This window comes from Streptomyces sp. NPDC047853 (genome assembly GCF_043204535.1).
Classification (GTDB): Bacteria; Actinomycetota; Actinomycetes; order Streptomycetales; family Streptomycetaceae; genus Streptomyces.
In genome coordinates this window covers 156,726-180,717 of the sequence record NZ_JBIDCI010000007.1, presented here as the reverse complement: position 1 = coordinate 180,717, position 23,992 = coordinate 156,726, and the positions used below count along the sequence as shown (strand labels likewise).

Here is a 23,992-nt window from a genome sequence, read left to right as displayed (position 1 = left end):
GCCTCGGCCCGGGAGCGCGCCTGCCCCCTTCCCCTCGACCCAAACACAAGAGTGACCCAGTTCACACGGCCTCCCCCGTGCACCCGCACCGCCTGCGGCATGATGCGAGGCGTGACCGGACGACTGATGCTCCTCGACACCGCCTCCCTCTACTTCCGCGCCTACTTCGGGGTGCCCGACTCGGTGAGGGCCCCTGACGGGACGCCCGTCAACGCCGTGCGCGGTCTCCTCGACTTCATCGACCGCCTGGTGAAGGACCACCGGCCCGACCAGCTGGTCGCCTGCATGGACGCCGACTGGCGACCGCACTGGCGGGTGGAGCTGATCCCCAGCTACAAGGCGCACCGGGTGGCCGAGGAGACCCCGCAGGGCCCGGACACCGAAGAGGTGCCCGACACGCTCTCGCCGCAGGTACCGGTCATCGAGGCCGTCCTGGACGCGCTGGGCATCGCCCGCGTGGGCGTGGCCGGGTACGAGGCGGACGACGTCATCGGCACCTACACCGCGCGGGCGACGGGCCCGGTGGACATCGTCACCGGCGACCGGGACCTGTACCAGCTGGTCGACGACGCCCGGGGCGTGCGCGTGCTGTACCCGATCAAGGGCGTCGGCACCCTCGCCCTCACCGACGAGGCCGTACTGCGTGAGAAGTACGGCGTGGACGGCCGCGGGTACGCCGACCTGGCGCTGCTGCGCGGGGACCCGAGCGACGGCCTGCCCGGCGTCGCGGGCATCGGCGAGAAGACCGCGGCCAAACTGCTCGCCGAGTTCGGCGACCTGGCGGGCATCCAGGCCGCGGTGGACGACCCGGGGGCGAAGCTCACGCCCTCGCAGCGCAGGCGGTTGACCGAGGCGCGGCCCTATCTCGCGGTGGCCCCCAAGGTCGTCCGGGTCGCCGACGACGTCCCGCTGCCGGACGTCGACACGACGCTGCCCGGCGCCCCGCGCGACGCCGAGGCACTGGACGGACTCGCGACCCGTTGGGGCCTGGGCGGCTCGCTGCAACGGCTGCTGGCGACGCTCGCGGCCTGAGCCGGGCCCGCCGTGCGCCCGAGCCGTCGGGGCGTACGGCGAGCCGGGCCCCCGGCGGGGGGGCCGCACGCCGCGTCCGGGGTACGCGGGTCCTGGGGGCACCGTCCACGAGGCGGCGAAGGGGGCGGGGATGCTAACTTAGGTAAGCCTAAGTCACGATGCCCTCACGTAGGGAGCAGGGAGGCCGTCATGGCAGACCGAGCGGGACGCAAGCCGCGCACGCCGCACACCGCCCAGGTCGTCCGCACCGAGCGGCTGACCCCGCACATGCAGCGGGTGGTGCTCGGCGGTGAGGGACTCGCCGGGCTGCCGGCGGACACCTGCACCGACCACTACGTGAAGCTGCTGTTCGCCGCCGAGGGCGTGACCTACCCGGAGCCCTTCGACATGGAGCGGATCCGCGAGGAGTTCCCCCGGGACCAGTGGCCGGTGACCCGGACGTACACCGTGCGCCAGTGGGACGCCGAGCATCGCGAGCTGACCCTGGACTTCGTGATCCACGGCGACGAGGGACTGGCCGGCCCCTGGGCGCGGCGCGTCCAGCCGGGCGAGACCGTCCGCTTCATGGGCCCCGGTGGCGCCTACGCCCCTGATCCCGCCGCCGACTGGCACCTGCTCGCCGGTGACGAGAGCGCGCTGCCCGCGATCGCCCGGTCCCTGGAGGCGCTGCCCGACGGCACCCGCGCCTACGCGTTCGTCGAGGTCGAGGGCGCCGAGGAGGAGCAGAAGATCGACTCCGACGTGGAGGTCGTCTGGCTGCACCGCGGGGGCCGTCCGGTGGGGCAGGCCCTGGTCGAGGCCGTCCGCGCGCTGGACTTCCCCGAGGGCCGGGTGCACGCCTTCGTGCACGGCGAGGCGGCCTGCGTGAAGGAGCTGCGCAAGCTGCTGCGGGTGGAGCGTGAGATCCCCCGCGAGGACCTCTCCATCTCCGGCTACTGGCGCCTCGGCCACAACGAGGACGGCTGGCAGGCCTCCAAGCCGGCCTGGAACGCCCGTATCGAGGCCGAGCAGGAAGGCGCCGCGCCGGCCGCGTGACACCCCGCACGACGGCCGCGTGACGAGGACAGCGCGTACCACCGGCGGATCGTCCCGCGCCGGATTCCGGGAGACACGACGCTCAGTCCCCGCGTACGCGCGCGTGCAGGTGCATGTCGTGCCAGCCGTCGGGATGGAGCAGGGCGCTGCGCTTGGTGCCCTCCAGGGCGAACCCGGCCTTCCGGGCGACCCGGCAGGAGGCCTCGTTGGCGACGGCGTGGCTGAGTTCCAGGCGCTGGAAGCCGATCCCGTCCAGGGCCCAGCGGGCGAGCGTCCGGGTGGCGCGGGCGGCGACGCCCCGGCCGCGGGCCGCCGCCGTCGTCCAGTAGGCGACCTCGGCCACCCCGTCGCCGAGCTGTATCTCCCGCAGCGCGACCCGGCCGAGCAACCGTTCGCCGGCGGCGTCGGCGACGGCCCACTGGACGGCCCGCTCGTGCTCCCAGGCCTGCTGCCACTCGGCGATCCAGCCGCGCACCTCCTCCTCGGAGTCGGCGGTGCGGATGTGCCACTGGTGCATCACCGGGTCCTGGAAGGCCGCGTGGACGGCGGGCGCGTCCTCGGTGCGCCAGGGGCGCAGCACCAGTCCGTCGCCGGTGGGGAGGGTGGGCTGCGGGTCACGGGAGAGGGTGCCGGCGGGCAGTACCGGGCGGGTCAGATAGGGCATGGTCCGCATCCTGCCAAGGCCCCGGACGCCTGGCCCGGCGTTTTCCGGTGCCGCCCGGCGCCTCGTACGCTGGCAGACGATGAGACGCCGTACGCCTCCCCCGCCCTCACCCCTTCCGCAGCGCGACGGAATCGATCCGGTGCGGGTGCGGCTGCCCCCGACCGGACCGTGGTCCACGGTGCGGGAGCACCTGGCGGAGCGGCTCTCCGGTGCGGGCGCCGACGTCGTGGACGGGATGTTCGACGCCGGGCTGTTCGTGGGGGCGGACGGACGGGCGGTGCCGGCCGACGCGCCGTACGAGCCGGGACTGTTCGTCTGGTTCCACCGCGACCGGCCGGCCGAGGTACCGGTCCCCTTCCCCCTGGAGATCGTGTACCGCGACGAGCACATCGTCGTCGTCGACAAGCCGCACTTCCTGGCCACCACTCCGCGCGGCGGCCACGTCACCGAGACCGCGCTCGCCCGGCTCCGCAGGGAGCTGGGCATCCCGGAGCTCGGTGCCGCGCACCGCCTGGACCGGCTCACCGCCGGCCTCGTCCTGTTCACGGTCCGCCCCGAGGAGCGCGGCGCCTACCAGGGCCTGTTCCGTGACCGGCGGGTGCACAAGGAGTACGAGGCCGTCGCGCCGTACGAACCCGCGCTCGCCCTCCCCCGGACCGTACGCAGCCGCATCCTCAAGGTGCGCGGGGTACTGGCCGCACAGGAGATCGAGGGGGAGCCGAACGCCGTGAGCCGCGTCGAGCTGATCGCCCACCGTCCGGGGCCGGACGGGGAGCTGGGGCGGTACCGGCTGGTGCCCGGCACCGGGCAGACCCACCAGCTGCGCGTCCACATGACCTCGCTCGGCGTGCCGATCCTCGGCGACCCCCTCTACCCCGAGGTGTCCGCCGCCGTGCCGGCCGGTGACTTCCGGCGCCCGCTGCAACTGCTGGCGCGGGAGCTGGGCTTCACCGATCCGGTCACGGGGCGGGAGCACCGCTTCCGCAGCGGACGGTCCCTCGACGCCTGGAGCGCGTACGGGGACTGGGCGGGCGGTCAGTAACCGCGCCACCAGAGCAGGAAGCGCTGCCAGGCACCGCGCGGCCGGTCAGGCTCCGGTACCGGCTGGGGCTGCGCGGCCGCCACCGACACGGGCTCGGGCGGTCGCGGCGGGGCCTGCGGGGCGGGCCGCTCCTCCGGGCGCGGGGTGCCGACGTGCCAGGCGGTGCGCTGGGCCGGGGCCGGGGCGTGGCTCGGCTGCTGCCTGATGTCCTGCTGCGCCTTGGGCTCGAACCGTACCGGCAGCTCCACCAGGTGCCGCGAAGCGATCGACGACCGCCACTGGAGCTCGTCCTCGGCGCAGTCGAGCTGGACGTCCGGCAACCGCATCAGCAGCGCGTCGATGCCGGCGTCGGCGATGGCCCGCCCGATGTCCTGGCCGGGGCACTCGTGCGGGCCGCCGCCGAAGGCGAGGTGGGCGCGGTTACCCTGCATGCTCGCCGCCAGGTCGGGGCGGATGCGCGGGTCGACGTTGCCGGGCGCGATGCCGAGCAGCAGCCCGTCGCCGGCCCGGATGCGCTGGCCGCCCAGCTCGGTGTCCTGCTTGGCGAAGTAGGCGAAGACCGTGCTGAACGGCGGCTCGTCCCACAGGGACTGCTCGACCGCCTCGAAGACCGTCATCTGGCCGCCGCTGAGCTGGGCGCGGAAGCCCGGGTGGGTGAGCACCACGCGCAGCACGTTGCTGATGAGGTTGACGGTCGCCTCGTAGGCGGCGAGGAGCACCAGCCGCAGGTGCTCCCTGACCTCGTCGTCGCTGAGCCCGGCCGGGTGGGTGACGAGACGGCCGGCGATGTCGTCCTCGGGCCGCTCCCGGCGCTCGGTGCTGAGCCGTCCCAGGGACTCCATCAGGTAGGCGTGGCTGGCGATGGCGGTGTCGGTGCCCTTGAGCGTGTCCCGCGCCGCCTCCACCATCCGGTCGTTGTACTCCTCCGGCATGCCGAGGAGGTGGCACATCACCCCCATCGGCAGGTGCTCGGCGAACTGGCCGACCAGGTCGGCGCGGCCCTCCTCGCAGAACCGGTTGACGAGGCGCTGGGTGTAGCGCTTGATGTGGCGGCGCAGTTCCCGGTAGTCGAGGCCGGACATGGCGCCCATGACGGCACCGCGCAGCCGCTTGTGCTCCTCGCCCTCGGCGTGCGAGCAGATGGGCTGCCAGGCGATGTGCGGCATGAGCGGGTGGTCGGGCTTGACCATGCCCTCGTTGAGCGGCGTCCAGATGCGGCTGTCGCGGCAGAACTGGGCGGGTGTGCTCACCATGTGCAGGTTCTCGGCGTGGCCGAGCACCACCCACATCGGCACGTCGTCGTGGAGCAGCGCCGGCGCCACCGGTCCGTGCTGCTCACGCAGCTTCTCGTACAGTTCCTCCAGGTCGTCCGCCTCGTGCAGCCGGTGCAGTCCGCCCGGTCCGAGGCCGTGCGCGGGACAGCCGGGCGGCGGTTCGAGCAGGGGTTCGCCCGTTCCGGTCGGGGAGTGGCGTTCAGGCGTCACAGTGTCGCTCCGCAACAGAAGTGTGGGTTCAGGGGTGGGGGTCCGGGTGGGGTCGGCCGCGCCCGGTCAGGTGAGCGCGCCCTTCATGGCGAGGGCGTGCAGGAAGCGCATCAGGGTGAGCAGGACGTCGCGGCTGGAGGCCCGGCGCCGTACGTCGCAGTCGAGGATGGGGATCTCCTCGGGCAGGTCCAGGGCCGTCCGCAGCTCGGCGACGGGATAACGGGGTGCGTCGGGAAAGGTGTTGACGGCCACCACGAAGGGCACGCCACGCTCCTCCAGGCGCCCCATGACGTCGAAGCTGACCTCCAGGCGGCGGGTGTCGACGAGCACCACCGCGCCGAGGGCGCCTTCGAACAGGCCGTTCCACAGGAACCAGAAGCGCTCCTGGCCGGGCGTGCCGAAGAGGTACAGCACCAGTTCGTCGGTGATGCTGATGCGGCCGAAGTCCATGGCCACCGTGGTGGCCGTCTTGGAGGCGGAACCGTAGTTGTCGTCGACCCCGATGCCCGCCTGGGTCATCGTCTCCTCGGTGGTCAGTGGTCTGATCTCACTGACCGAGCCGACCATGGTGGTCTTGCCGACTCCGAAGCCGCCCACGATGACGATCTTCACGGCGGCCTCGGCCGTGTGCGGCAGCCGGTCCTCCGTCCGCGGGCCCGGGATCGTGTCAGAGTTTTTGAAGTCCATGCATCACCGCTTCGAGGAGGGTTCGGTCGGCGACCTTCTGGCGGACGATCGGGGCGCGGGCCTGCACCAGTTCGGTGGCCAGGAGGTCGGTGAGCAGCACGGACACCACACTGAACGGCAGGCTCAGGTAGGCCGACAGCTCGGCTACGGACAGCGGGGCGACGCACAGCCGCAGCAGGGCGGCCTGTTCCGGGGTGGCGGACACCGGCGGTTCGGCGCGTGCCACGATGAGGGTCACCAGGTCGAGGTCGGCGCGCTCGCCGCCCCCCTCGCCGCCGATGACGAACAGCCGCTCGGGGTTGGGTGTCGCGCCTTCCTTGGGAGGCGGGTCGGGCGCGGAGGCCGCGGCGGACGGCTGCTGCCCCGGGGTTCGCCTCTGGCGTTGGGGAGGAGTCATACGGTCTGCCCGTTGCGCCGGGCGGGACTGGTGAGATGGGGTCCGATCCGGGCGACCAGGTCCGCCATGCTGAGGCCCATCCGGCCGGGCTCGCAGCGGACGTCGGAGAGCACGGCGAGATAGGCGTTGGGGCCGGCGGCCATCAGGTAGAAGTAGCCGCCGTTCATCTCGATCAGGACCATCTTCATGTCGCCGTCGCTGGTCGGGATCTCCTGGGCGACCGCGCCCGCCAGGCTCTGCAGGCCCGCGCAGGCGGCGGCGACCCGGTCGGCGGCGTCCGGGTCGCCGGAGTAGCGCGCGATGCGCAGGCCGTCGGCGGACAGCACCACGATCATCTCGATGCCCGGAACACCGTCGTAGAGATCCTTGAGCATCCAGTCGAACTTGCCTTGCTGCTCGATCACTTGAGGTTCCCCTCGTCGTCGGCCGGGGCATGGGCCGGCTCGTTGCTGCTGGACTGCTGGTGGGCCTGGGTGATGCCCGGGTGCTGCTTGAGGCCCTCCCAGAAGGCCCCGATCCAGTGGCCCGGCGGGAGTTGCTCGGTCTCCTCCTGCGCGGGCTCCGGGGCCGCGGGTGCCGGGATGCCCTTGCGGGCCCGCTCGGCGGCCAGACGGGCCTCGCGCTCGGCGTCCTCCCGCTCCCACTGCGCCTGTTCGGCGAGGCGCTGGCTGAGCGGCATCTTGACCCGGCTGCGGCGTTGCGGCAGGCCGCCGGCGGTCCACTCGGTGACCTCGGGAACGTCGTCCTCCAGGGAGACGCCGGCCGGGATACGGGGGCTGGTGGGGCGGCGCTTCTTGGGCCGGCGCTCGGGGCCGGGCAGGGCGTCCGGGCCGGGGGTGGGGATCGAGGTGGCGCCGATGCCGTGGGCGAGTCCGACGCCGGGCTCGGTCGTCATCATCTTGCTCGGCACGATGAGGATGGCCCGGACCCCGCCGTAGGCGGAGGCGCGTAGCGAGACGTCCATGCCGAACTGCGTGCACAGCCTGCCGACGACGGACAGGCCCAGGCGCGGGTGGTGGGCGAGGTCCTGCACGTCGGTGCCGCGCTTGGCGTCCTCCAGCAGGCCCTCGATGCGGGCCCGGGACTCCTCGCTGAGGCTGACGCCGGCGTCCTCGATCTCGATGCAGACGCCGCTCTGCACCTCGGTCGCGGTGACGTGCACCTTGGCGCCGGGCGGTGAGTAGCGGGTGGCGTTGTCGAGGAGCTCCGCCGCGGCGTGGATGACCGGCTCGACGGCGGTGCCCTTGATGTTGACCTTGGCGATGGAGGCCAGGTTGATCCGGCCGTACTGGAGGATCCGGGACATCGCGCCGCGCAGCACGCTGTAGAGCGCCACCGGCTGGGGCCACTGGCGTCCGGGCCGGCCGCCGCCGATGACGGAGATCGAGTCGGCGAGGCGGCCGATCAGCGCGGTGCCGTGGTCGATGCGCAGCAGGTCGTCGAAGACCTCGGGGTTGCGCCCGTGGTCCTCCTCCATCTCGCGGAGTTCCTTGTTCTGCTGGTGGACGATCGCCTGGACGCGGCGGGCGATGTCGACGAAGGAGCGCTCGGCGGACTCGCGCATGGAGTCCTGGTGGTCGACGATGTCGCACACCATCCGGATCAGCTTGCGCTGGGGCTGGCCGAGTTCGGTGTAGGCGGGGTTGACCTCGGGGAGGCGGCGCATCACCTCTTCGGGTGTGCTCCCCGTGCGCATGAAGTCCAGCACGTCCGGCAGGACGACCTCGCCGAGGTACACCATCTCCTCGTGGTGGCTCGCCACCCGGTGTTCCAGATACGCGGTGTGACGGGCATGCTCGGCACGCAGGGTGCGCAGCGCACGGCCGCGGCGCACCGCCTCCGCCGCCGCCACGATCACCAGCAGCGTGGCGAGGACGCCGCAGAGGCCGACGGCGAGCCGGGCCGGTTCCGTCACCAGGGCGACGGCGGCCCCGGTGGCCGCGGCCATCAGTATGGCCGGCAGCAGGAGCGTGCGCGCGTACGGAAGTTCGCTGCGACCTGGAGGGGAATCAACACTCACCATGTAGGCCCTCTGAAAACGAATCGGCGGGGATGGGGGAGCTTGCGGCGGGGTATCTCTGGGAGTTGTCGGTACCTTCGGCGCATTGGGAACAAGCGCGCGAATACACCTCAACTCGGTGCGCTGCGGGCGAGCTTAGTCCGAGGGGATCATCGCCGTGTCATATTCAGCAAGCACCTGAAACGGGCACCGGAGCTGGAGTAGCCTCGGACCCATTTGCACGCCCCGACACCATTCGAACACATGGAGTAATGCCCTCCGGGCATGCGAAGGCGACTCACCGTGACGAGTGAAAGGGGCGCCGCGGGACCTCGCCCGGGACGCGAAGAGGCCCGGCGGAGAACCGCCGGGCCCCGGATGCGCTTCGGTCAGCCCACGGACGAGTAGGCGACCACCCCGCGCAGCAGTCCGTCGACCGCCTTGCGCGCGTTCTTCGGCACCGTCGAGCCCTCCCGGGGCGCGGCGGCCGAGATCTGGCCGAGGACGTCGATGACCTGCTTGCACCAGCGCACGAAGTCACCGGCCGGCATCTCCGCCTCGCGCAGCACCTCGTCCAGGCCCTTGCCTGACGCCCACATGTACGCGGCCCAGGCGAAGCCGAGGTCGGGCTCGCGCTGGCCGACGCCCTCGGTCTGGCTGATCCGGAAGTCCTCCTCCAGGGCGTCCAGGCGGCCCCAGATGCGGACGGTCTCGCCGAGCGCGGCCTTGGCCTTGCCGGAGGGCAGCTTCGGCGCCATGGCGTCGTCGGCGGCCCGCGACTCGTAGACCAGCGCGGAGACGCAGGCGGCCAGCTCGGCCGGGGAGAGCCCCTCCCAGACGCCCTCGCGCAGGCACTCGCTCGCGAGCAGGTCCAGCTCGCCGTAGAGCCGGGCGAGGCGCTTGCCGTGCTCGGTGACCTCGTCGCCGCGCAGGTAGTCCATCTCCGTCAGCAGCGCCACGATCCGGTCGAAGGTGCGGGCGATGGTGTTCGTCCGGCCCTCGATGCGGCGCTCCAGCTGCGAGGTGTCACGCATCAGCCGGTGGTAGCGCTCGGCCCAGCGGGCGTGGTCCTCGCGGTCGTCGCAGCCGTGGCAGGGGTGGGCGCGGATCGCCTTGCGCAGCTGGGCGATCTCCCGGTCGTCGGCTGCCTGGGAGCGCTTCTTGCGGGCCCGCTCCGGCGGGATGTGCCCGGCCTTGGTGCGCAGCGCGGAGGCGAGGTCGCGACGGGACTGCGGCGAGCGCGGGTTGAAGGACTTCGGGATGCGCATCCGCTCCAGCGCCTCGACCGGCACCGGGAAGTCCATCGACGCCAGCCGCTTGACCTGACGCTCCGCCGTCAGCACCAGCGGGCGGGGCCCGTCGTGGTGCTCGAAGCCGCGGTGGCCGTTGGACCGCCCGGCGGGCAGGCCGGGGTCCAGCACCAGGGCGAGGCCTGCGTACTTGCCCGTGGGGACGTGGATGACGTCGCCGGGCCTGAGCTTCTCCAGCGCGACGGCCGCCTCGGCGCGCCGCTCGTTGGCGCCCTGCCGGGCCAGCTCGTTCTCCCGGTCCTTCAGCTCCCGGCGCAGCCGCGCGTACTCCTCGAAGTCGCCGAGGTGGCAGGTCATGGAGGCCTTGTAGCCGTCGAGGCCCTCCTCGTTGCGCTGCACCTGCCGGGAGATGCCGACGACCGACTTGTCCGCCTGGAACTGCGCGAAGGACGTCTCCAGCAGCTCCCGGGAGCGGTGCCGGCCGAACTGCTCGACGAGGTTGACCGCCATGTTGTACGACGGCCTGAAGCTGGAGCGCAGCGGGTACGTGCGGGTGCCGGCCAGTCCGGCGAGGTGCTCGGGGTTCATGCCGCGCTGCCACAGCACGACGGCGTGCCCCTCGACGTCGATGCCGCGCCGCCCGGCCCGGCCGGTGAGCTGCGTGTACTCGCCGGGGGTGATGTCGGCGTGCTGCTCGCCGTTCCACTTGACGAGCTTCTCGAGCACCACCGAACGGGCGGGCATGTTGATGCCGAGGGCGAGGGTCTCGGTGGCGAAGACGGCCTTCACCAGGCCGCGGACGAACAGCTCCTCGACGACCTCCTTGAAGGTCGGCAGCATGCCCGCGTGGTGGGCCGCGATGCCCCGCTCCAGGCCCTCCAGCCACTCGTAGTACCCCAGGACGTGCAGGTCCTCGGCCGGAATGGAGGACGTACGCTCCTCGACGAGGGAACGGACCCGTTCCCGGGCGTCCTCGTCGTTGAGCCGCAGCCCCGCGAACAGGCACTGCTGGACGGCGGCCTCGCAGGCGGCGCGGCTGAAGATGAAGGTGATCGCGGGCAGCAGCCCCTCGGCGTCGAGCCGCTCGATGACCTCCGGCCGGCTCGGCGTCCAGATACGGGAGCGCTGCCGGCGCTCGCGCTCCCGGTCGGCCTCCTTCATGACGCGGCCGCGCCTGCGGTCCTGGTAGGACGGGCGGCTCGCCTCCAGGCGCGCCATGCGCGTGAGGTCGGGGTTGACGGCCCTCTTGCGGCCCTCCCCCTCCTCGAACAGGTCGTACATCCGGCGGCCGGCGAGCACGTGCTGGAACAGCGGCACGGGCCGGTGCTCGGAGACGATCACCTGGGTGTCGCCGCGCACGGTGTCGAGCCAGTCGCCGAACTCCTCCGCGTTCGACACGGTCGCCGACAGTGACACCAGGGTCACGGATTCGGGGAGGTGGATGATCACTTCCTCCCACACGGCCCCGCGGAAGCGGTCGGAGAGGTAGTGCACCTCGTCCATGACCACGTACCCGAGACCGAGGAGGGTCTGGGAACCGGCGTACAGCATGTTCCGCAGGACCTCGGTGGTCATGACGACGACCGGGGCGTCGGAGTTCACGCTGTTGTCGCCGGTGAGCAGGCCCACGCGGTCCGCGCCGTAGCGGCGGCACAGGTCGGCGTACTTCTGGTTCGACAGGGCCTTGATGGGTGTCGTGTAGAAGCACTTCTTGCCCTGCTCCAGGGCGAGGTGGACGGCGAACTCGCCGACGATCGTCTTGCCGGAGCCGGTGGGCGCGGCCACCAGCACGCCCTTGCCCGCCTCGAGCGCCTGGCAGGCCTCGATCTGGAAGGGGTCGAGGCCGAAGTCGTACATCTCGCGGAAAGCAGCGAGCGCGGTGGCCTGCTCGGCGGCCCGCTGACGGGCTGCCGCATACCGCTCGGCCGGAGAGAGATCCTCTGTCATCGTGCTTTCGAGCGTACCGGGCCGCACTGACAACAGGACGATCATTATCGGGATCGGTCCTGTGAGGGGTTCCGGGGGAGATTCCGCAGGCCGTGCCGTGGGGCGGCGACGCGCGCCGTCACCGCCCCGGTATGGCTCAGGTCACGTCGTCGTAGCCGTTGACCCGGTCCTTCGTCGCCTGCTCGGGCAGTACGCGGGCCGTGGTCACGGGCTCGATCTCACCGATCGCCTCGGGGGTGAGGTCCAGCTCGGAGGCCTCGTCGTCGTCGGGCTCCAGCGCCTCGCGGCGGGCCCTGCGGCGGTCGTTCAGCAGCGAGACCGCCACCGCGACGAAGTACAGGACCCAGATCGGCCCGGCCAGCGCGATCATGGTCAGCGGGTCCGTGCTGGGCGTGGCGATGGCGGCGAACAGCGTGATGCCCATGATCATGCCGCGCCACCAGCCGACCATGCGCTTGCCGGTCAGCACGCCGGTGAAGTTGAGCATCACCAGCAGCAGCGGCAGCTCGAAGGAGAGGCCGAAGACGACCACCATGCGCGTGACGAGGTCGAGCAGGTCGTCCAGCGGGAGGAGGTTGTCGACACCGAACGGCGTGAACTCGATCAGCACCTTCGCGGTGGTGGGCAGCACCACGTAGGCGAAGTAGGCGCCGAAGAGGAAGAGCGGGGCGCCGGTGGCCACGAAGGCGTAGGCGTACTTCTTCTCGCTCCTGTGCAGGCCCGGGGCGACGAACGCCCAGAGCTGGTAGAGCCAGACCGGCGAGGCCAGTACGACACCCGCCATCAGTGACACCTTCAGCGCCAGCGTGAAGGGGCCCAGCAGACCGTTGATGGTGATCTGCGCGCACGGCTCGGAGTCGGCCGACGACCTGGCCAGCTCTTCGAACGTCTTCGTGCAGCCGACCGAGTCGAGGACCGGGTCGGTGAAGAAGTTGATGATGTCGTTGTAGAAGAAGGCGGCGACGACGGTGACGGCGACGATGGCCAGCAGCGCCTTCGCGAGCCGGTTGCGGAGCTCACGAAGGTGCTCCGCGAGGGGCATCCGCCCCTCGGGGTCCCTCTCCTTGGTGGTGCGGGCAGACTTCAGCAACCCACGTTCCCATCTCGTGCGGCGGGCCGGAGGTCACCGGCCCTGTGTCAGCGCTTGGTCGTGTCCGTCGGCTCGGTGACCGGCCGGGAGCTGGTCACGTCGCCGGGGGCGGCCTGGATGGTGCGCTGCGCCGCGGCCTGCTCGGGGGTGGGCGGGTCGGCGGGGGCGGCGTCGTCGGACTTGCCCTCGCTCTTCATCGCCTTGGCCTCGCTCTTGAGGATGCGCGCCGACTTGCCGAGCGAACGCGCCATGTCCGGAAGCTTCTTCGCGCCGAACAGCAGGATGATGACGACGAGGATGAGAATGATCTCGGGGGCGCCGAGCCTTCCGAACATAAGTCTTTACCTTCTCACCGAGGCGGCTGGGTGGGGGTGCTGTCCGACCGGTCGGACATATGTCCGATCGATCGTCTTGTGCAGCGATCGTAACGCTCGGGGGTAAACGTGAGGCAATCCCCGTGCGTACTCCCGTCCGCGGCCGGGCCTCGTTTTCCGGACCGCGACCAGCAGCGTACCTCCCGGTACCTGTGGGGTGACAGGGCGAAGTGCCCCGAAACGCGACGCGCACCCGTCCGTCCGGCCACCCCCGCGGGTCCTCGCCGGCGTTCAGCGCTTCACAGCGCGTCCACGGCGCGGGCGGCACTCTCGGTCGCGCGCTCCAGGTCGTCGGCGGCCCGGCTGATCCGGCGGGCCGAGTCGGTCACCTGCCGCCCCAGGCGCTCCGCCTCCACGAACACCTTCACGGCGAGCACCGCGAGAACGGCGAGACCCAGGAAACCCACGGCAACCGCGAACATCGGCCAGAACATGGAGCCGAGCCTAGACCGTCGCGCCCCGGGTCCCGAAACGCCGGTGCCGGAGCCGCTAGACGGTGGGATGCAGCCGCAGGGTCCTGACCCCGCCGCCCGTGAGCAGTTCCACGACCCGCTCCCCCGCCGGCTTGCGGACCGCGGAGCCGCACTCGGGGCACGTGAACGAGTAGAAGGTGGTGCGGCTCGTGGCGCCGATGGCGAGGCGCAGGGCGCTCGCGGCGAGTTCGAAACGACCGCGGCAGTCGGGGCAGCCCGCCTTGAACACGACCGGGGACACCCGCCTCATGCCGGCGAACGCGGACGCCGCCGTGATGCCCGGCACCGCCGGCCGCGCGGACTCGGTCACAGCGCTCGCTCCTGCCTGTCGTCGGACCCGGCGCCCGGTCCGTCGTGCACCCCGGCCGCCTCGATCCCGTCGTACGCCGCCAGCGCCTCGCGGGCCACCCGCCGGGCGCTGTCGGCCAGCTCGGGCGGGGAGACGATCCGCCCGTCGCGCCCGAGCCGCAGCGCCAGCCGCCGCAGGGACGCCGGGTCGGGGGTGCGCAGGGTGATGCGCAGTCCGCCGTCGGCCAGCTCCTCCGCACTGTCGTGGGGGTAGTACTCGGCGACCCAGCGCCCGCCCGGGCCGACCTCCACCACGACCTCCGGATCCTCGGCGGCAGGCTGCACCAGGCCTTCGGAGAGGTCCCGCAGCTCCACCTCGGGCGGCGCGGACGGCTCGTCCAGGATGCGGATCTCGGCGACCCGGTCGAGCCGGAAGGTGCGCCGGGCCTCGGACCGACGGCACCAGGCCTCCACGTAGGTGTGCCCCACGCTGACCAGCCGGATCGGGTCGATCTCGCGCTCGGTCAGCTCGTCGCGCGCCGGTGAGTAGTAGCGGATCCACAACCGGCGGCGCTCGGAGATCGCCCGGTCCACGTCGGCGAAGACACCGCCCTCGGACTCGAAGGTGACGGACAGGCGCGAGCTGGCGCCCGCGGCCTCACCGGCCGAGGTCTCCACCTTGGCGGTCGCCCGCAGCAGCGCCTGCCGGTCGCTCTCGCGCAGGCCGGGCAGGGTCGCCACGGCCCGGGCCGCGACGAGCAGCGCGGTGGCCTCGTCCGCGGCCAGCCGCAGCGGCTCGGCGGCGTCCGCACCGAGGGCGGCGGGGTTGTGCCACCAGATGCGCTCACCGTCGGTGTCGATGTCCAGCAGGTCGCCACCGCGGAAGCTGGTGCCGCACATGGGCAGCACGTCGAGGTCGGAGACCAGCTCGTCCTCGGTGATGCCGAAGGCGCGCGCGACGTCCTCGACGCGGGCGCCGGGGCGCTCCCGCAGATACGTCACCAGGGACAGCATCCGTCGGGTCTGGTCGATGGCGTTCACGGGCCTGACCGGTTTGCCTGCCACTGTGTTGTCCGCTCCCCCTCAGCCCTTGGCCACGGCACGCAGCCGGTCCACCACGTCCGCGCGCAACTCCGCGGGCTCCAGCACCACCACGTCCGGTCCGAACTCCACCAGCCAGGCGTCCAGACCGTGCCCGTACGGGATCTCCAACTCGTCCCAGCCGTCACCGAGTTCCCGCACCGCCGTGGCCTTCGCCCGAAGGGGGTAGCCCGCGCCCGTGCGCAGCCGGATCCGCGCGGAGCGGTCGGCGGTCTCCCCCGCCCAGCTCGCGACCGTCTCGCGGACGGTGACGACGTCGGGCACGGGGGCGGTGAACCGCGCACCGCGCGAACGGACCTTGCCGGTGATCCTGGACAGCCGGAAGACCCGCTCGGCGCCGCGGTCGCTGTCGAACCCGGCCAGGTACCAGTGGCCGCGCCAGCACTCCAGCGCCCAGGGCTCGACGTGCCGGACCTCGGGCTGGGCCGCGTTGGCCTTGCGGTAGTCGAAGACGACCGGGCGGCGGTCCCGGCAGGCCAGCATCAGCGGCTCGAAGGCGGCCTCGTGCACCGGGATGCGCGGCTCCAGCGCGCTGTGCGCCTCGTACGGGTCGACGTCCTCGGGCAGCCCGGCCGCACGCAGCTTCTGCAACGCGCCGCTCGCGGCGCCGGCCAGCCTGGCCTGCTGCCACACCTTGGCGGCCAGACCGAGCGCGGCGGCCTCCTCGGCGTCCAGGGTGATGGGCGGCAGGCGGTTGCTGTCGCGGCGGGCCAGGTAGCCGACCTCGCCGTCGAGGCTCTCGACGGTCTCGATGACGAGCCCCAGCTCCCGCAGGTCGTCCTTGTCCCGCTCGAACATACGGTTGAAGGAGTCGTCGGAGCCCGCCGTGCCCTGACCCGACCGGGACGCCTCGACGTAAGCCTCGATGGAGTCACGCAGCTCACGCTTGCTGAGGGGCCGCCGCGTCCCGAGCAGACACAGCGCCAGGTTCATCAGCCGCTCGGCCTTGGCAATGGCCATCGACGCCCTTCTCCCTATGGTGCTTACGACGGATGACCGTACCGCCCCGGAGCGGCGCGGCAAAAGCCGAGGGCCCATGCCCGAGCAGGCATGGACCCTGGATGACCGGCTCTGATCACTGTCCGTTCGGACGTCGATCAGACTCCGAGCAGATCGACCACGAAGATCAGCGTCTCACCGGGCTTGATGGCCGGGGTCGGGCTCTGGTCGCCGTAGGCGAGGTGGGCCGGGATGGTCAGCTGACGACGGCCGCCGACCTTCATGCCCTGCACGCCCTGGTCCCAGCCCGCGATGACACGGCCGCCACCGAGCGGGAAGCGGAACGGCGCACCGCGGTTCCAGCTGGCGTCGAACTCCTCGCCCGTGCTGAACGCCACGCCCACGTAGTGGACGGTCACGGTCTGACCGGCCTCCGCGACCGGGCCGTCGCCCTCCCAGATGTCCTTGATCTCGAGGTCCGTCGGGGGCTCGCCACCCGGGAAGTCGACCTCGGGCTTGTCGATGCTCACGTGTTCAGCTCCTGCTTGTGTACGGAAAGGCAACGGGCCAAGTCTTACATCACCGAGGGGTCACATCTTCGCCAGGATGTCGACGGAGAAGACCAGCGTGGAGTCCTTCTCGATGCCGCTGCCCTGCGGCGGGTTGTCGCCGTAGCCCAGGTCGGGCGGGATGACGATGAGGACGCGGCTGCCGACCTTCTTGCCGGTCAGACCCTGCGACCAGCCCTTGACGACCTGCTGGAGCGAGAACGACGTCAGCTGCTTCCTGGCGTACGTGGAGTCGAACTCCTTGCCGCCGTCCCACACCACGCCCTTGTACTGCACGAGCACGCTGTCCTGGGCGCCGACCTCGGGGCCGTCGCCCTCCATGACGTACTCGGCCACGAGCTTCTTCGGCGCGTCGGCCTTGGGCACCTCGATGGAGGGCGCCTTGCCGTCGGTGTTGGTGCCGACCTCGGGCAGGGCCGCGTCGTCCTGGGGGACCTTCTCGCCCTTGGCGGAGCTGTTGGCGTTGAACGTGTCCTGGACGTCGACCACGAACACCAGGGTGTCGGTGCCCTTGATGCCCGCCTCCTCGTTGCCCTGCTGGCCGTAGCCCCAGGTGGGGGGCACGGAGAACTGGACCCGGCTGCCGGTCTTCCGGCCCGCGAGCGCGTACCGCCAGCCCTCGATGATGCTGCCCTGGGCGAGCTGGATGACCAGCGGGGTCTTGCGGTCGTAGGAGTTGTCGAAGACCTTGGCGCTGCTCCAGATCTGGCCGAGGTAGTTGGCGATCACGAAGTCGTTCTCGGCGACCGCCTTGCCGCCTCCGGCGATGACGGTCCTCACCGCGAGGTCCTTGGAGGGGTCGCCGCTGCCCTTGGCCACGGTCGGCTTCTCGTCGAACTTCGTACCCGCGGTGATCGCCGGCAGCGGACCGTCGACGATCTTCGGGGACGGTGGTGCCGACGTGCCCGAGGCCTCGGGCGAGGCGCTGTCGCCGGTGCTGCTCGAACCGGAGTCGTCGTCGCCGCACGCGGCGAGTGTGACCAGTCCGGCGGGGACGGCGATGAGGAGTGAGCGTCGGCGCACGGTGGGGGCCTCGTTATCGGTGTCGGGTCGATCCTGCGGGACGGGGTGCGCGCAACTCTACGACGCGAGAAGGGCACCGTACGGTTAACGTACGGTGCCCGTGTGGCGTTCCGCCCGCTCGTGCGGGGCGTCCGCCTCGTCCTCGTCCGGCTCACATCCCGGCGATCAGCTTCTCCACCCGGTCGTCCACGGAACGGAACGGGTCCTTGCACAACACGGTGCGCTGCGCCTGGTCGTTGAGCTTGAGATGGACCCAGTCGACGGTGAAGTCCCGGCGCTGCTCCTGGGCCCGCCGGATGAAGTCGCCGCGCAGCCGGGCCCGAGTGGTCTGCGGCGGGACGGACTTGCCCTCGAAGATCTTCAAGTCGTTGGCGACCCGGGCCGCCTGACCCTTCTTCTCGAGCAGGTAGTACAGGCCACGACGACGGTGGATGTCGTGATAGGCGAGGTCTATCTGCGCCACCCGGGGGTGCGACATCGTCATGTTGTGCTTGGCCCGGTACCGCTCCAGGAGCTTGTACTTCATGACCCAGTCGATCTCGGTACCGATGCGGTCGAGGTCCTCGGCCTCGATCGCGTCCAGCGTCCGGCCCCACAGCTCCAGCACCCGCTCGACGGTGCCGGTGCGGATGCCGCGGCGCTCACAGAAGTCCACGGCCTTCTCGTAGTACTCCCGCTGCACCTCCAGCGCCGAGGCCTCCCGACCGCTGGCCAGGCGCACCTTGCGCCGGCCGGTGATGTCGTGGCTCACCTCGCGGATCGCCCGGATCGGGTTCTCCAGGGTCAGGTCGCGCATCACCGTGCCCGCCTCGATCATGCGCAGCACCAGGTCGGTGGCGCCGACCTTGAGCAGCATGGTCGTCTCGGACATGTTCGAGTCGCCCACGATGACGTGCAGCCGCCGGTAGCGCTCGGCGTCCGCGTGCGGCTCGTCGCGGGTGTTGATGATCGGACGGGAGCGGGTGGTCGCGGAGGAGACGCCCTCCCAGATGTGCTCGGCCCGCTGGCTGACGCAGTACACCGCACCGCGCGGCGTCTGCAGCACCTTGCCGGCCCCGCACAGCAGCTGCCTGGTCACCAGGAACGGAATGAGGATGTCCGCGAGGCGGGAGAACTCCCCGTGCCGGGCCACCAGGTAGTTCTCGTGGCACCCGTAGGAGTTTCCCGCGGAGTCGGTGTTGTTCTTGAAGAGGTAGACGTCGCCCGCGATTCCCTCCTCGTGCAGGCGTCGTTCGGCGTCCACCAGGAGTCCTTCGAGAATGCGCTCGCCCGCTTTGTCGTGGGTGACGAGCTCGATCACGTTGTCACATTCGGGTGTGGCGTATTCCGGATGCGATCCCACGTCGAGATAGAGGCGGGCGCCGTTGCGCAGGAAGACATTGCTGCTGCGGCCCCATGACACGACACGGCGGAAGAGGTACCGCGCCACCTCGTCAGGCGACAGGCGGCGCTGTCCCCTGAACGTGCACGTGACGCCGTACTCGTTCTCCAGCCCGAAAATGCGGCGGTCCATGACTGAACATTACGCCTGATGACCCGAACTGAAACGGGGTTCGACGGCACGGTTTGGATCATTTTCCGATGAAGCCGCAACCACCCCCTGCCGGGCGGGAACTGCGAGGACCCGCCCGGTGCACGCCAGGACGAGCAGGGAGACGACCCCGGCCGCCCCGGGCAGGGCGAAGCCCCACACCGCCCCACCGTGCTCGACCACCGGCCCCGCGAAGCCCGTTCCCACCGACGCGCCCACGGTGAAGGTCGTCACCAGCCAGGAGAAGGCCTCCGTCACCGTGCCCCGCGGCGCGTGCCCGTCGACCAGGACGAACGCACAGGCGATGCACGGCGCGAGGAAGACACCGGCGAGCACCGTGAGCAGCACCATGGCGACCGCGCCGGGCATCAGCAGCAACGGCAGGTAACACACCGCCAGCAGTGCCACGAGCACGCGCAGGCGCCGCGCCGGGTCACCGGTCCACTGCCGGGCCCCGTACGCGGCCCCGCCCACGAGCGCGCCGAGTCCCAGGGCGGCCATCAGCCAGCCGTAGACCGCGTCCCCGCCGTGCGTGTCCGCGTAGGACACCGAGGCGACCGTGATGGACCCGAGCGCCATCCCGACGAACAGGAAGGCACCCAGCAGCGCCAGCAGCCCGGACGAGCGCAGCGCTCCCAGCCAGTGCGCCTCGCGCGGCGCCGACCGCCACGCGCGCGAGGGCGGCGAGACCACCACGGACAGCGCGCCGAGCACACCCACCGCATTGAGCACGAGCAGGGCCACCAGCGGCGACCAGAGCGCCACACACACCGTCACGAGCAGCGGCCCGACGGTGAACATGACCTCCTGCGCGATGGCGTCCATGGCGTACGCCGTGTGCACCTGGTCCTCCTTGCCGAGCACACTGGGCCACAGCGCCCGCAGCCCGCCCTCCAGCGGCGGTGTGAACAGCCCCGACACCCCGACCGCCGCGTAGGCGAGCCAGGCCGTCCCGGTGCCGACGAAGGCGAACACCCCCATGGCGAGCCCCGAGACCACCGCGGCCGGCAACTGCACCCGCGGCTGCCCGTGCAGATCCACCAGCCGCCCCAGCACGGGCTGGCCGACGGCGTTGGCGACCCCGTACACGGCGGCCAGCGCTCCCGCGAGGCTGTAGGAGCCGCCCTCGGCCCGCACGAACAGCACGATCGCGATCGCCGCGGTGGCGTTGGGCAGCCGCCCCACCAGCGTGCCCACGAGCAGCCGCACGGCATGCCGCGCCCGGAGGATGTCCAGGTATCCGGCGACCACGGCCGCCCCCTTCCCAGGAACCCGCGAGGCACTGCCTCAAGCAGGTTGTACGTATAACTAGCTGTGCCATACGTACCATGTCGCCTGTCCACGAGTCCAGACGAACAAGTCCAGACGAACGAGCCCACACGAAAGCGCAGGCGCACGGTGGCACGAGGCAGCACCCGCCCGACCAGCCGGGACGTCGCCCAGGCCGCGGGCGTCTCCCAGGCCGCGGTCTCCCTGGTGCTCGGCGACAAGTGGCGCGGCCGCGTCTCCGAACCCACCGCCCAGCGCGTCCGCCAGGCCGCCCTCGAGCTCGGCTACCGCCCCAACCTCGCCGCCCGCAACCTCCGCCTCGGCCGCACCCGCACCGTCCTCCTGGTCGTACCCGCGCTGACCACGGAGTTCTTCGCCGAGGTCTACACGGGCGCCGCAAGAATCGCCGCCGAGCACGGGTTCGGCGTGGTGCTCTACCCCTCCCCCGAGGGCGTGGGCCCGGCCAGGGACCCCTTCGCCTCCGCCCCGGCAGCCCTGGACGGCGTCATCGCCTCCTCCATGGCGGCCGACGCGCTCACCGCGATCCGGGGCGACCAACTGCCGCTGGTCATGCTGGACAGCGACCCGGAGGGCAGCCTGGGCGCCGCGACGGTCAACCTGGACATCGCCGACGGCATCCGCCAGGTCACCGAGCACCTGGTGACCCTGGGGCACCGCCGCTTCCTCCACCTGGCAGCCGACGTACCGTCCTGGACCTTCGAGATCCGCGCCCGGGAACTGGCCGCACGGCTCTCCACCGTCACCGGCACCGAACTCCGCACCGCACACGCCCCCATCTCCGTCGAGGGCGCCCTGGCCGCCACAGAAGCCGCCCTCGCGGTACCGGGCCCCCGACCCACGGCCCTCGTCTGCGACGACGACAAACTGGCCGTCGGCGCGTACAAGGCGGCCCGGCGCGCCGGGCTCCACGTCCCCGACGACCTCTCGATCACCGGTCTGGACGACCTCGGCCTGGCCACCGCCATCGACCCCGAGCTCACCACCGTCCGCCTGGACGCCGAGCTGTTCGGCGAACGCGGGATGCGCGCCCTCCTGGCGGTGATGGAAGGCCGGACCCCCGAGGCGGGAGACATCCCGGTGCACCTGGTGGTACGAGGCTCCACGGCACCGCCACCGGAGAAGAACTGAGCGGCACCGGGGCCCATGGCACCCGGCGCCGCTCGAAGGGTCTCGCGCAGCGGCTGTCCGCTACTTCTCGCCCTCGCCGTCGTCCCCGTCCTCGTCCGGCAGAGACAGGTCCTCGGCACCCGCCCCCGCATCCAGCAGCCGCGACAGCTGACCGCCCACGATGCGCTTGAACTTCCGCTTCTGCGGACGCGTACGATCCAGCACCGCGACCTCCAGCCGCTCCGCCGGAATCTCCCGCTCACTGCCGTTGGTGTCACGCGACAACGCCTGGACCGCGAGCTTCAGCGCCTCGGCCAGGGTCATGTCGTCCCGGTGCCGCTGATCCAGGTAGCCACTGATCTGCTCGGCATTGCCGCCGACCGCGACCGAGCCGTGCTCGTCCACGATCGAGCCGTCGTGCGGCAGCCGGTAGATCTGGTCACCGTCGGCACTCTCGCCGACCTCCGCGACGACCAGCTCCACCTCGTACGGCTTCTCGGCCTGGCTGGAGAAGATCGTGCCCAGCGTCTGGGCATACACATTGGCCAGGCCCCGGGCCGTCACATCGTCGCGGTCGTACGTGTAACCCCGCAGATCGGCATAGCGCACACCACCGATCCGCAGGTTCTCGTACTCGTTGTACTTACCGGCGGCCGCGAAACCGATCCGGTCGTAGATCTCGCTGAACTTGTGCAGCGCACGGGACGGATTCTCGCCGACGAACACGATGCCGTCGGCATACTGCAGCACGACCAGGCTGCGACCACGGGCGATGCCCTTGCGGGCGTACTCCGCCCGGTCGGCCATCGCCTGCTGGGGTGAGACATAGAACGGCGTCGACACCGGTTATCCATCCCTTTCTGAAGAAGTCACCGCACCACCTGACAACACAACCGACCGCGCCCGCTACAGCAACGCGGCCCGCGGCCCGTCGGGCTGCTCGAGCCGCCGCTCCAGCACCGAGCGGGCCAGCTCCGCGGACTCGTCGTCGCCGAGCCGGCGGAAGCCGTCCTCGGTGATCACAGTGATGATCGGGTAGATCCGGCGGGCGACATCGGGACCACCGGTCGCCGAGTCGTCGTCTGCCGCGTCGTACAGCGCCTGGACCACCAGCGTGGTGGCCTGCTCCTCGGTCAGGTCCTCACGGAACAGCTTCTTCATCGCACCCCGGGCGAAGATCGACCCCGACCCGGTGGTCGCGTAGCTCTGCTCCTCGGAACGCCCACCCGTCACGTCGTACGAGAAGATGCGCCCCCGGCCGCGGTCCACGTCGTACCCGGCGAACAACGGCACCACGGCCAGCCCCTGCATCGCCATGCCGAGATTCGACCGGATCATGGTCGACAGCCGGTTCGCCTTGCCCTCCAGCGACAGCTGCGCACCCTCGACCTTCTCGAAGTGCTCCAGCTCCAGCTGGAACAGCTTCACCATCTCCACGGCCAGACCCGCCGTACCCGCGATACCCACCGCGGAGTACTCGTCGGCCGGGAAGACCTTCTCGATGTCCCGCTGGGCGATCATGTTGCCCATCGTGGCCCGGCGGTCACCGGCCAGGACGACACCACCCGGGAACGTCACCGCCACGATCGTCGTGCCGTGCGGCGCCTCGACGACACCCTGCACCGGCGGCAGCTGCCGGTTGCCCGGGAGCAGCTCCGGCTGGTGGTCGCCCAGGAAGTCCATGAAGGAGGAGGAGCCAGGCGTCAGGAAGGCAGCTGGTAGACGCCCGGTGCTACGAGTGTTGGCTTCCACGCGATTCCTTCCACGTAAGCGGCAGCCCGCCTTATGGCATCGGGCCGATCCTTGAACTGCCCCAGGGCTGCGTTGCAGCTGAAGCACAGTACGCCACGGACCCTACCCGTCTCGTGGCAGTGATCCACATGTGCGGCGGGAGCCGCAAGACATATGCAGCAGACGCCGCCTTGGTCGGCGACCAACTGATCGCGCTCGGCCTCGGTGAGACCGTATTGGCGCTTCAGATGCCCTTCCCGCCCTTGAACGGCCCGGCATGCCTTGCAGCGGGTCGACAGGCCATCTGAGGCGGTCGCGTTGCGATGCCACTCACTGTGAGGCTTGACTTCGCCACAAGTGCGGCAGAGCTTGTGCCCCGCCGGAACATCGACCTTCTCCCGGACAGTCCGCCCCTCGGCCTCCCGGCGGCGCCGGTAGTACGCGGCGCTGTACTCCGCCACGCACTTCCGGCACCGCACCTGAAGGCCGTCACTACGGTTGCTGTCCCGGGCGAAGGCGGCCACCGGCTGATCCCGCTCGCAGCCCGTACACCGCTTCTCGCCTGGCTTCCCAACCACTCGCGAACCCCCCGCACCCTTCACTTCGAAGGAAGAATCCCCGCGATACCTCTACTGTCCACCCTTTTGCACGAAGCTTCGCACGAAATCCTCGGCATTTTCCTCGAGTACATCATCGATTTCGTCGAGGACGGAGTCCACGTCGTCGTTCAGCTTCTCCTGACGCTCCTTGAGGTCCTCGGAAGCCTGCGCGTCCTGCGCCTGCTCCTCGACCTCCTCGGTGGAACGCGTGGCCTTCTGCTGCCCGCCGCCGGTGTCCTTGGTCGCCATAACCCTCACCCCGCTCGGTTCGCCCGACACAGTTGCTCGGTCAAGATCAGACCCTACAAGCCGGGTCCGACATCGGCCCCGCGTTTCTCCA

The 23,992-nt window shown here is 71.1% G+C and carries 25 protein-coding genes; 4 read left to right on the top strand and 21 right to left on the bottom strand.

Annotation, left to right across the window (positions count from 1 at the left end; genetic code table 11):
• The first annotated feature begins 102 nt into the window (after nt 1–102).
• Both ACGF5T_RS16020 and ACGF5T_RS16015 read left to right on the top strand, forming a co-directional pair.
• Nucleotides 103–1,032 (top strand): 5'-3' exonuclease H3TH domain-containing protein, encoded by a 930-nt coding sequence (locus ACGF5T_RS16020; protein ID WP_392888228.1) that lies wholly within the window; start codon nt 103–105, stop codon nt 1,030–1,032.
• A gap of 189 nt (nt 1,033–1,221) precedes the next feature.
• Nucleotides 1,222–2,067: a siderophore-interacting protein gene (locus tag ACGF5T_RS16015; protein WP_356605891.1), complete on the top strand. Its 846-nt coding sequence runs from the start codon at nt 1,222–1,224 to the stop codon at nt 2,065–2,067.
• Between the two features lie 82 nt (nt 2,068–2,149).
• On the opposite strand, the gene ACGF5T_RS16010 is transcribed toward ACGF5T_RS16015, so the two are convergent.
• A complete protein-coding gene (locus ACGF5T_RS16010; protein WP_366768244.1) occupies nt 2,150–2,731 on the bottom strand; it encodes a GNAT family N-acetyltransferase in 582 nt (193 codons plus the stop codon).
• A gap of 79 nt (nt 2,732–2,810) precedes the next feature.
• On the opposite strand from ACGF5T_RS16010, the gene ACGF5T_RS16005 reads away from it, so the two are divergent.
• Nucleotides 2,811–3,773 carry an RluA family pseudouridine synthase gene (locus tag ACGF5T_RS16005; RefSeq protein ID WP_366768245.1) on the top strand — a complete coding sequence of 321 codons (963 nt, stop codon included), beginning with the start codon at nt 2,811–2,813 and terminating at the stop codon, nt 3,771–3,773.
• On the opposite strand, the gene ACGF5T_RS16000 is transcribed toward ACGF5T_RS16005, so the two are convergent.
• The 16 genes from ACGF5T_RS16000 to ACGF5T_RS15925 form a co-directional block, all read right to left on the bottom strand.
• Nucleotides 3,767–5,257 carry a cytochrome P450 gene (locus tag ACGF5T_RS16000; protein WP_356605897.1) on the bottom strand — a complete coding sequence of 497 codons (1,491 nt, stop codon included), beginning with the start codon at nt 5,255–5,257 and terminating at the stop codon, nt 3,767–3,769. The genes ACGF5T_RS16005 and ACGF5T_RS16000 overlap by 7 nt on opposite strands.
• A gap of 66 nt (nt 5,258–5,323) precedes the next feature.
• Entirely contained in the window at nt 5,324–5,944 is a 621-nt protein-coding gene (locus ACGF5T_RS15995) for an ATP/GTP-binding protein (RefSeq protein ID WP_356605899.1), read from the bottom strand.
• Nucleotides 5,925–6,341 (bottom strand): DUF742 domain-containing protein, encoded by a 417-nt coding sequence (locus tag ACGF5T_RS15990; protein ID WP_356605901.1) that lies wholly within the window; start codon nt 6,339–6,341, stop codon nt 5,925–5,927. The genes ACGF5T_RS15995 and ACGF5T_RS15990 overlap by 20 nt, the downstream gene beginning before the upstream one ends.
• Nucleotides 6,338–6,715: a roadblock/LC7 domain-containing protein gene (locus tag ACGF5T_RS15985; RefSeq protein ID WP_370466402.1), complete on the bottom strand. Its 378-nt coding sequence runs from the start codon at nt 6,713–6,715 to the stop codon at nt 6,338–6,340. Before ACGF5T_RS15985 ends, ACGF5T_RS15990 begins: the two co-directional genes overlap by 4 nt.
• Nucleotides 6,716–6,741: 26 nt before the next feature.
• Nucleotides 6,742–8,364 (bottom strand): ATP-binding protein, encoded by a 1,623-nt coding sequence (locus ACGF5T_RS15980; protein WP_356605903.1) that lies wholly within the window; start codon nt 8,362–8,364, stop codon nt 6,742–6,744.
• Nucleotides 8,365–8,729: 365 nt separating this feature from the next.
• Nucleotides 8,730–11,582 carry a DEAD/DEAH box helicase gene (locus ACGF5T_RS15975; protein WP_366768246.1) on the bottom strand — a complete coding sequence of 951 codons (2,853 nt, stop codon included), beginning with the start codon at nt 11,580–11,582 and terminating at the stop codon, nt 8,730–8,732.
• 91 nt (nt 11,583–11,673) lie between these two features.
• Nucleotides 11,674–12,627 carry a twin-arginine translocase subunit TatC gene (gene tatC / locus ACGF5T_RS15970; RefSeq protein ID WP_366768247.1) on the bottom strand — a complete coding sequence of 318 codons (954 nt, stop codon included), beginning with the start codon at nt 12,625–12,627 and terminating at the stop codon, nt 11,674–11,676.
• Nucleotides 12,628–12,674: 47 nt separating this feature from the next.
• Nucleotides 12,675–12,962, bottom strand: a complete 288-nt coding sequence (tatA, locus tag ACGF5T_RS15965; RefSeq protein ID WP_356605909.1) for a Sec-independent protein translocase subunit TatA — start codon at nt 12,960–12,962, stop codon at nt 12,675–12,677.
• Between the two features lie 278 nt (nt 12,963–13,240).
• Nucleotides 13,241–13,435, bottom strand: a complete 195-nt coding sequence (locus ACGF5T_RS15960) for a hypothetical protein (protein ID WP_356605911.1) — start codon at nt 13,433–13,435, stop codon at nt 13,241–13,243.
• Nucleotides 13,436–13,490: 55 nt separating this feature from the next.
• Nucleotides 13,491–13,784, bottom strand: a complete 294-nt coding sequence (locus ACGF5T_RS15955; protein ID WP_392888136.1) for a hypothetical protein — start codon at nt 13,782–13,784, stop codon at nt 13,491–13,493.
• Nucleotides 13,781–14,827, bottom strand: a complete 1,047-nt coding sequence (locus tag ACGF5T_RS15950; protein WP_366768248.1) for a WYL domain-containing protein — start codon at nt 14,825–14,827, stop codon at nt 13,781–13,783. Before ACGF5T_RS15950 ends, ACGF5T_RS15955 begins: the two co-directional genes overlap by 4 nt.
• An 18-nt stretch (nt 14,828–14,845) precedes the next feature.
• On the bottom strand, nt 14,846–15,823 hold the full coding sequence (locus ACGF5T_RS15945; RefSeq protein WP_356605916.1) for a WYL domain-containing protein: 978 nt from the start codon (nt 15,821–15,823) through the stop codon (nt 14,846–14,848).
• 137 nt (nt 15,824–15,960) lie between these two features.
• Nucleotides 15,961–16,332: an FKBP-type peptidyl-prolyl cis-trans isomerase gene (locus ACGF5T_RS15940; protein WP_361012462.1), complete on the bottom strand. Its 372-nt coding sequence runs from the start codon at nt 16,330–16,332 to the stop codon at nt 15,961–15,963.
• A gap of 60 nt (nt 16,333–16,392) precedes the next feature.
• Complete coding sequence (locus ACGF5T_RS15935; RefSeq protein ID WP_366768249.1) at nt 16,393–17,394, bottom strand: FKBP-type peptidyl-prolyl cis-trans isomerase; 1,002 nt, start codon at nt 17,392–17,394, stop codon at nt 16,393–16,395.
• Nucleotides 17,395–17,545: 151 nt separating this feature from the next.
• The gene (gene pafA / locus ACGF5T_RS15930; RefSeq protein WP_052837743.1) at nt 17,546–18,907 is read right to left on the bottom strand and encodes a Pup--protein ligase; all 1,362 of its coding nucleotides are present in this window, start codon (nt 18,905–18,907) and stop codon (nt 17,546–17,548) included.
• A 9-nt stretch (nt 18,908–18,916) separates the two neighbouring features.
• Nucleotides 18,917–20,176, bottom strand: a complete 1,260-nt coding sequence (locus ACGF5T_RS15925) for an MFS transporter (protein ID WP_361012467.1) — start codon at nt 20,174–20,176, stop codon at nt 18,917–18,919.
• A gap of 147 nt (nt 20,177–20,323) precedes the next feature.
• On the opposite strand from ACGF5T_RS15925, the gene ACGF5T_RS15920 reads away from it, so the two are divergent.
• Nucleotides 20,324–21,343 carry a LacI family DNA-binding transcriptional regulator gene (locus tag ACGF5T_RS15920; RefSeq protein WP_366768250.1) on the top strand — a complete coding sequence of 340 codons (1,020 nt, stop codon included), beginning with the start codon at nt 20,324–20,326 and terminating at the stop codon, nt 21,341–21,343.
• Between the two features lie 60 nt (nt 21,344–21,403).
• Here ACGF5T_RS15920 and prcA read toward each other — a convergent pair whose 3' ends face one another.
• The 4 genes from prcA to ACGF5T_RS15900 form a co-directional block, all read right to left on the bottom strand.
• A complete protein-coding gene (gene prcA / locus ACGF5T_RS15915; protein ID WP_356605926.1) occupies nt 21,404–22,165 on the bottom strand; it encodes a proteasome subunit alpha in 762 nt (253 codons plus the stop codon).
• Nucleotides 22,166–22,228: 63 nt separating this feature from the next.
• Nucleotides 22,229–23,074, bottom strand: a complete 846-nt coding sequence (prcB, locus tag ACGF5T_RS15910) for a proteasome subunit beta (protein ID WP_356605928.1) — start codon at nt 23,072–23,074, stop codon at nt 22,229–22,231.
• Nucleotides 23,026–23,631 (bottom strand): endonuclease VII domain-containing protein, encoded by a 606-nt coding sequence (locus ACGF5T_RS15905; protein WP_366768251.1) that lies wholly within the window; start codon nt 23,629–23,631, stop codon nt 23,026–23,028. Before ACGF5T_RS15905 ends, prcB begins: the two co-directional genes overlap by 49 nt.
• Before the next feature lie 51 nt (nt 23,632–23,682).
• On the bottom strand, nt 23,683–23,901 hold the full coding sequence (locus tag ACGF5T_RS15900; protein WP_053128307.1) for a ubiquitin-like protein Pup: 219 nt from the start codon (nt 23,899–23,901) through the stop codon (nt 23,683–23,685).
• Nucleotides 23,902–23,992 lie beyond the last annotated feature (91 nt).

Excerpts from the sequence above, each read along its gene's own strand:
- ACGF5T_RS15990 (WP_356605901.1), bottom strand. The coding sequence starts at position 6,341 with ATGACTCCTCCCCAACGCCAGAGGCGAACCCCGGGGCAGCAGCCGTCC.
- ACGF5T_RS15945 (WP_356605916.1), bottom strand. The coding sequence starts at position 15,823 with ATGGCCATTGCCAAGGCCGAGCGGCTGATGAACCTGGCGCTGTGTCTG.
- ACGF5T_RS16005 (WP_366768245.1), top strand. The coding sequence starts at position 2,811 with ATGAGACGCCGTACGCCTCCCCCGCCCTCACCCCTTCCGCAGCGCGAC.
- pafA (WP_052837743.1), bottom strand. The coding sequence starts at position 18,907 with ATGGACCGCCGCATTTTCGGGCTGGAGAACGAGTACGGCGTCACGTGC.
- ACGF5T_RS15975 (WP_366768246.1), bottom strand. The coding sequence starts at position 11,582 with ATGATCGTCCTGTTGTCAGTGCGGCCCGGTACGCTCGAAAGCACGATG.
- ACGF5T_RS15980 (WP_356605903.1), bottom strand. The coding sequence starts at position 8,364 with ATGGTGAGTGTTGATTCCCCTCCAGGTCGCAGCGAACTTCCGTACGCG.
- ACGF5T_RS15985 (WP_370466402.1), bottom strand. The coding sequence starts at position 6,715 with ATGCTCAAGGATCTCTACGACGGTGTTCCGGGCATCGAGATGATCGTG.
- ACGF5T_RS15900 (WP_053128307.1), bottom strand. The coding sequence starts at position 23,901 with ATGGCGACCAAGGACACCGGCGGCGGGCAGCAGAAGGCCACGCGTTCC.
- ACGF5T_RS15995 (WP_356605899.1), bottom strand. The coding sequence starts at position 5,944 with ATGGACTTCAAAAACTCTGACACGATCCCGGGCCCGCGGACGGAGGAC.
- ACGF5T_RS16015 (WP_356605891.1), top strand. The coding sequence starts at position 1,222 with ATGGCAGACCGAGCGGGACGCAAGCCGCGCACGCCGCACACCGCCCAG.
- ACGF5T_RS16010 (WP_366768244.1), bottom strand. The coding sequence starts at position 2,731 with ATGCCCTATCTGACCCGCCCGGTACTGCCCGCCGGCACCCTCTCCCGT.
- ACGF5T_RS15960 (WP_356605911.1), bottom strand. The coding sequence starts at position 13,435 with ATGTTCTGGCCGATGTTCGCGGTTGCCGTGGGTTTCCTGGGTCTCGCC.
- ACGF5T_RS16020 (WP_392888228.1), top strand. The coding sequence starts at position 103 with ATGCGAGGCGTGACCGGACGACTGATGCTCCTCGACACCGCCTCCCTC.
- tatA (WP_356605909.1), bottom strand. The coding sequence starts at position 12,962 with ATGTTCGGAAGGCTCGGCGCCCCCGAGATCATTCTCATCCTCGTCGTC.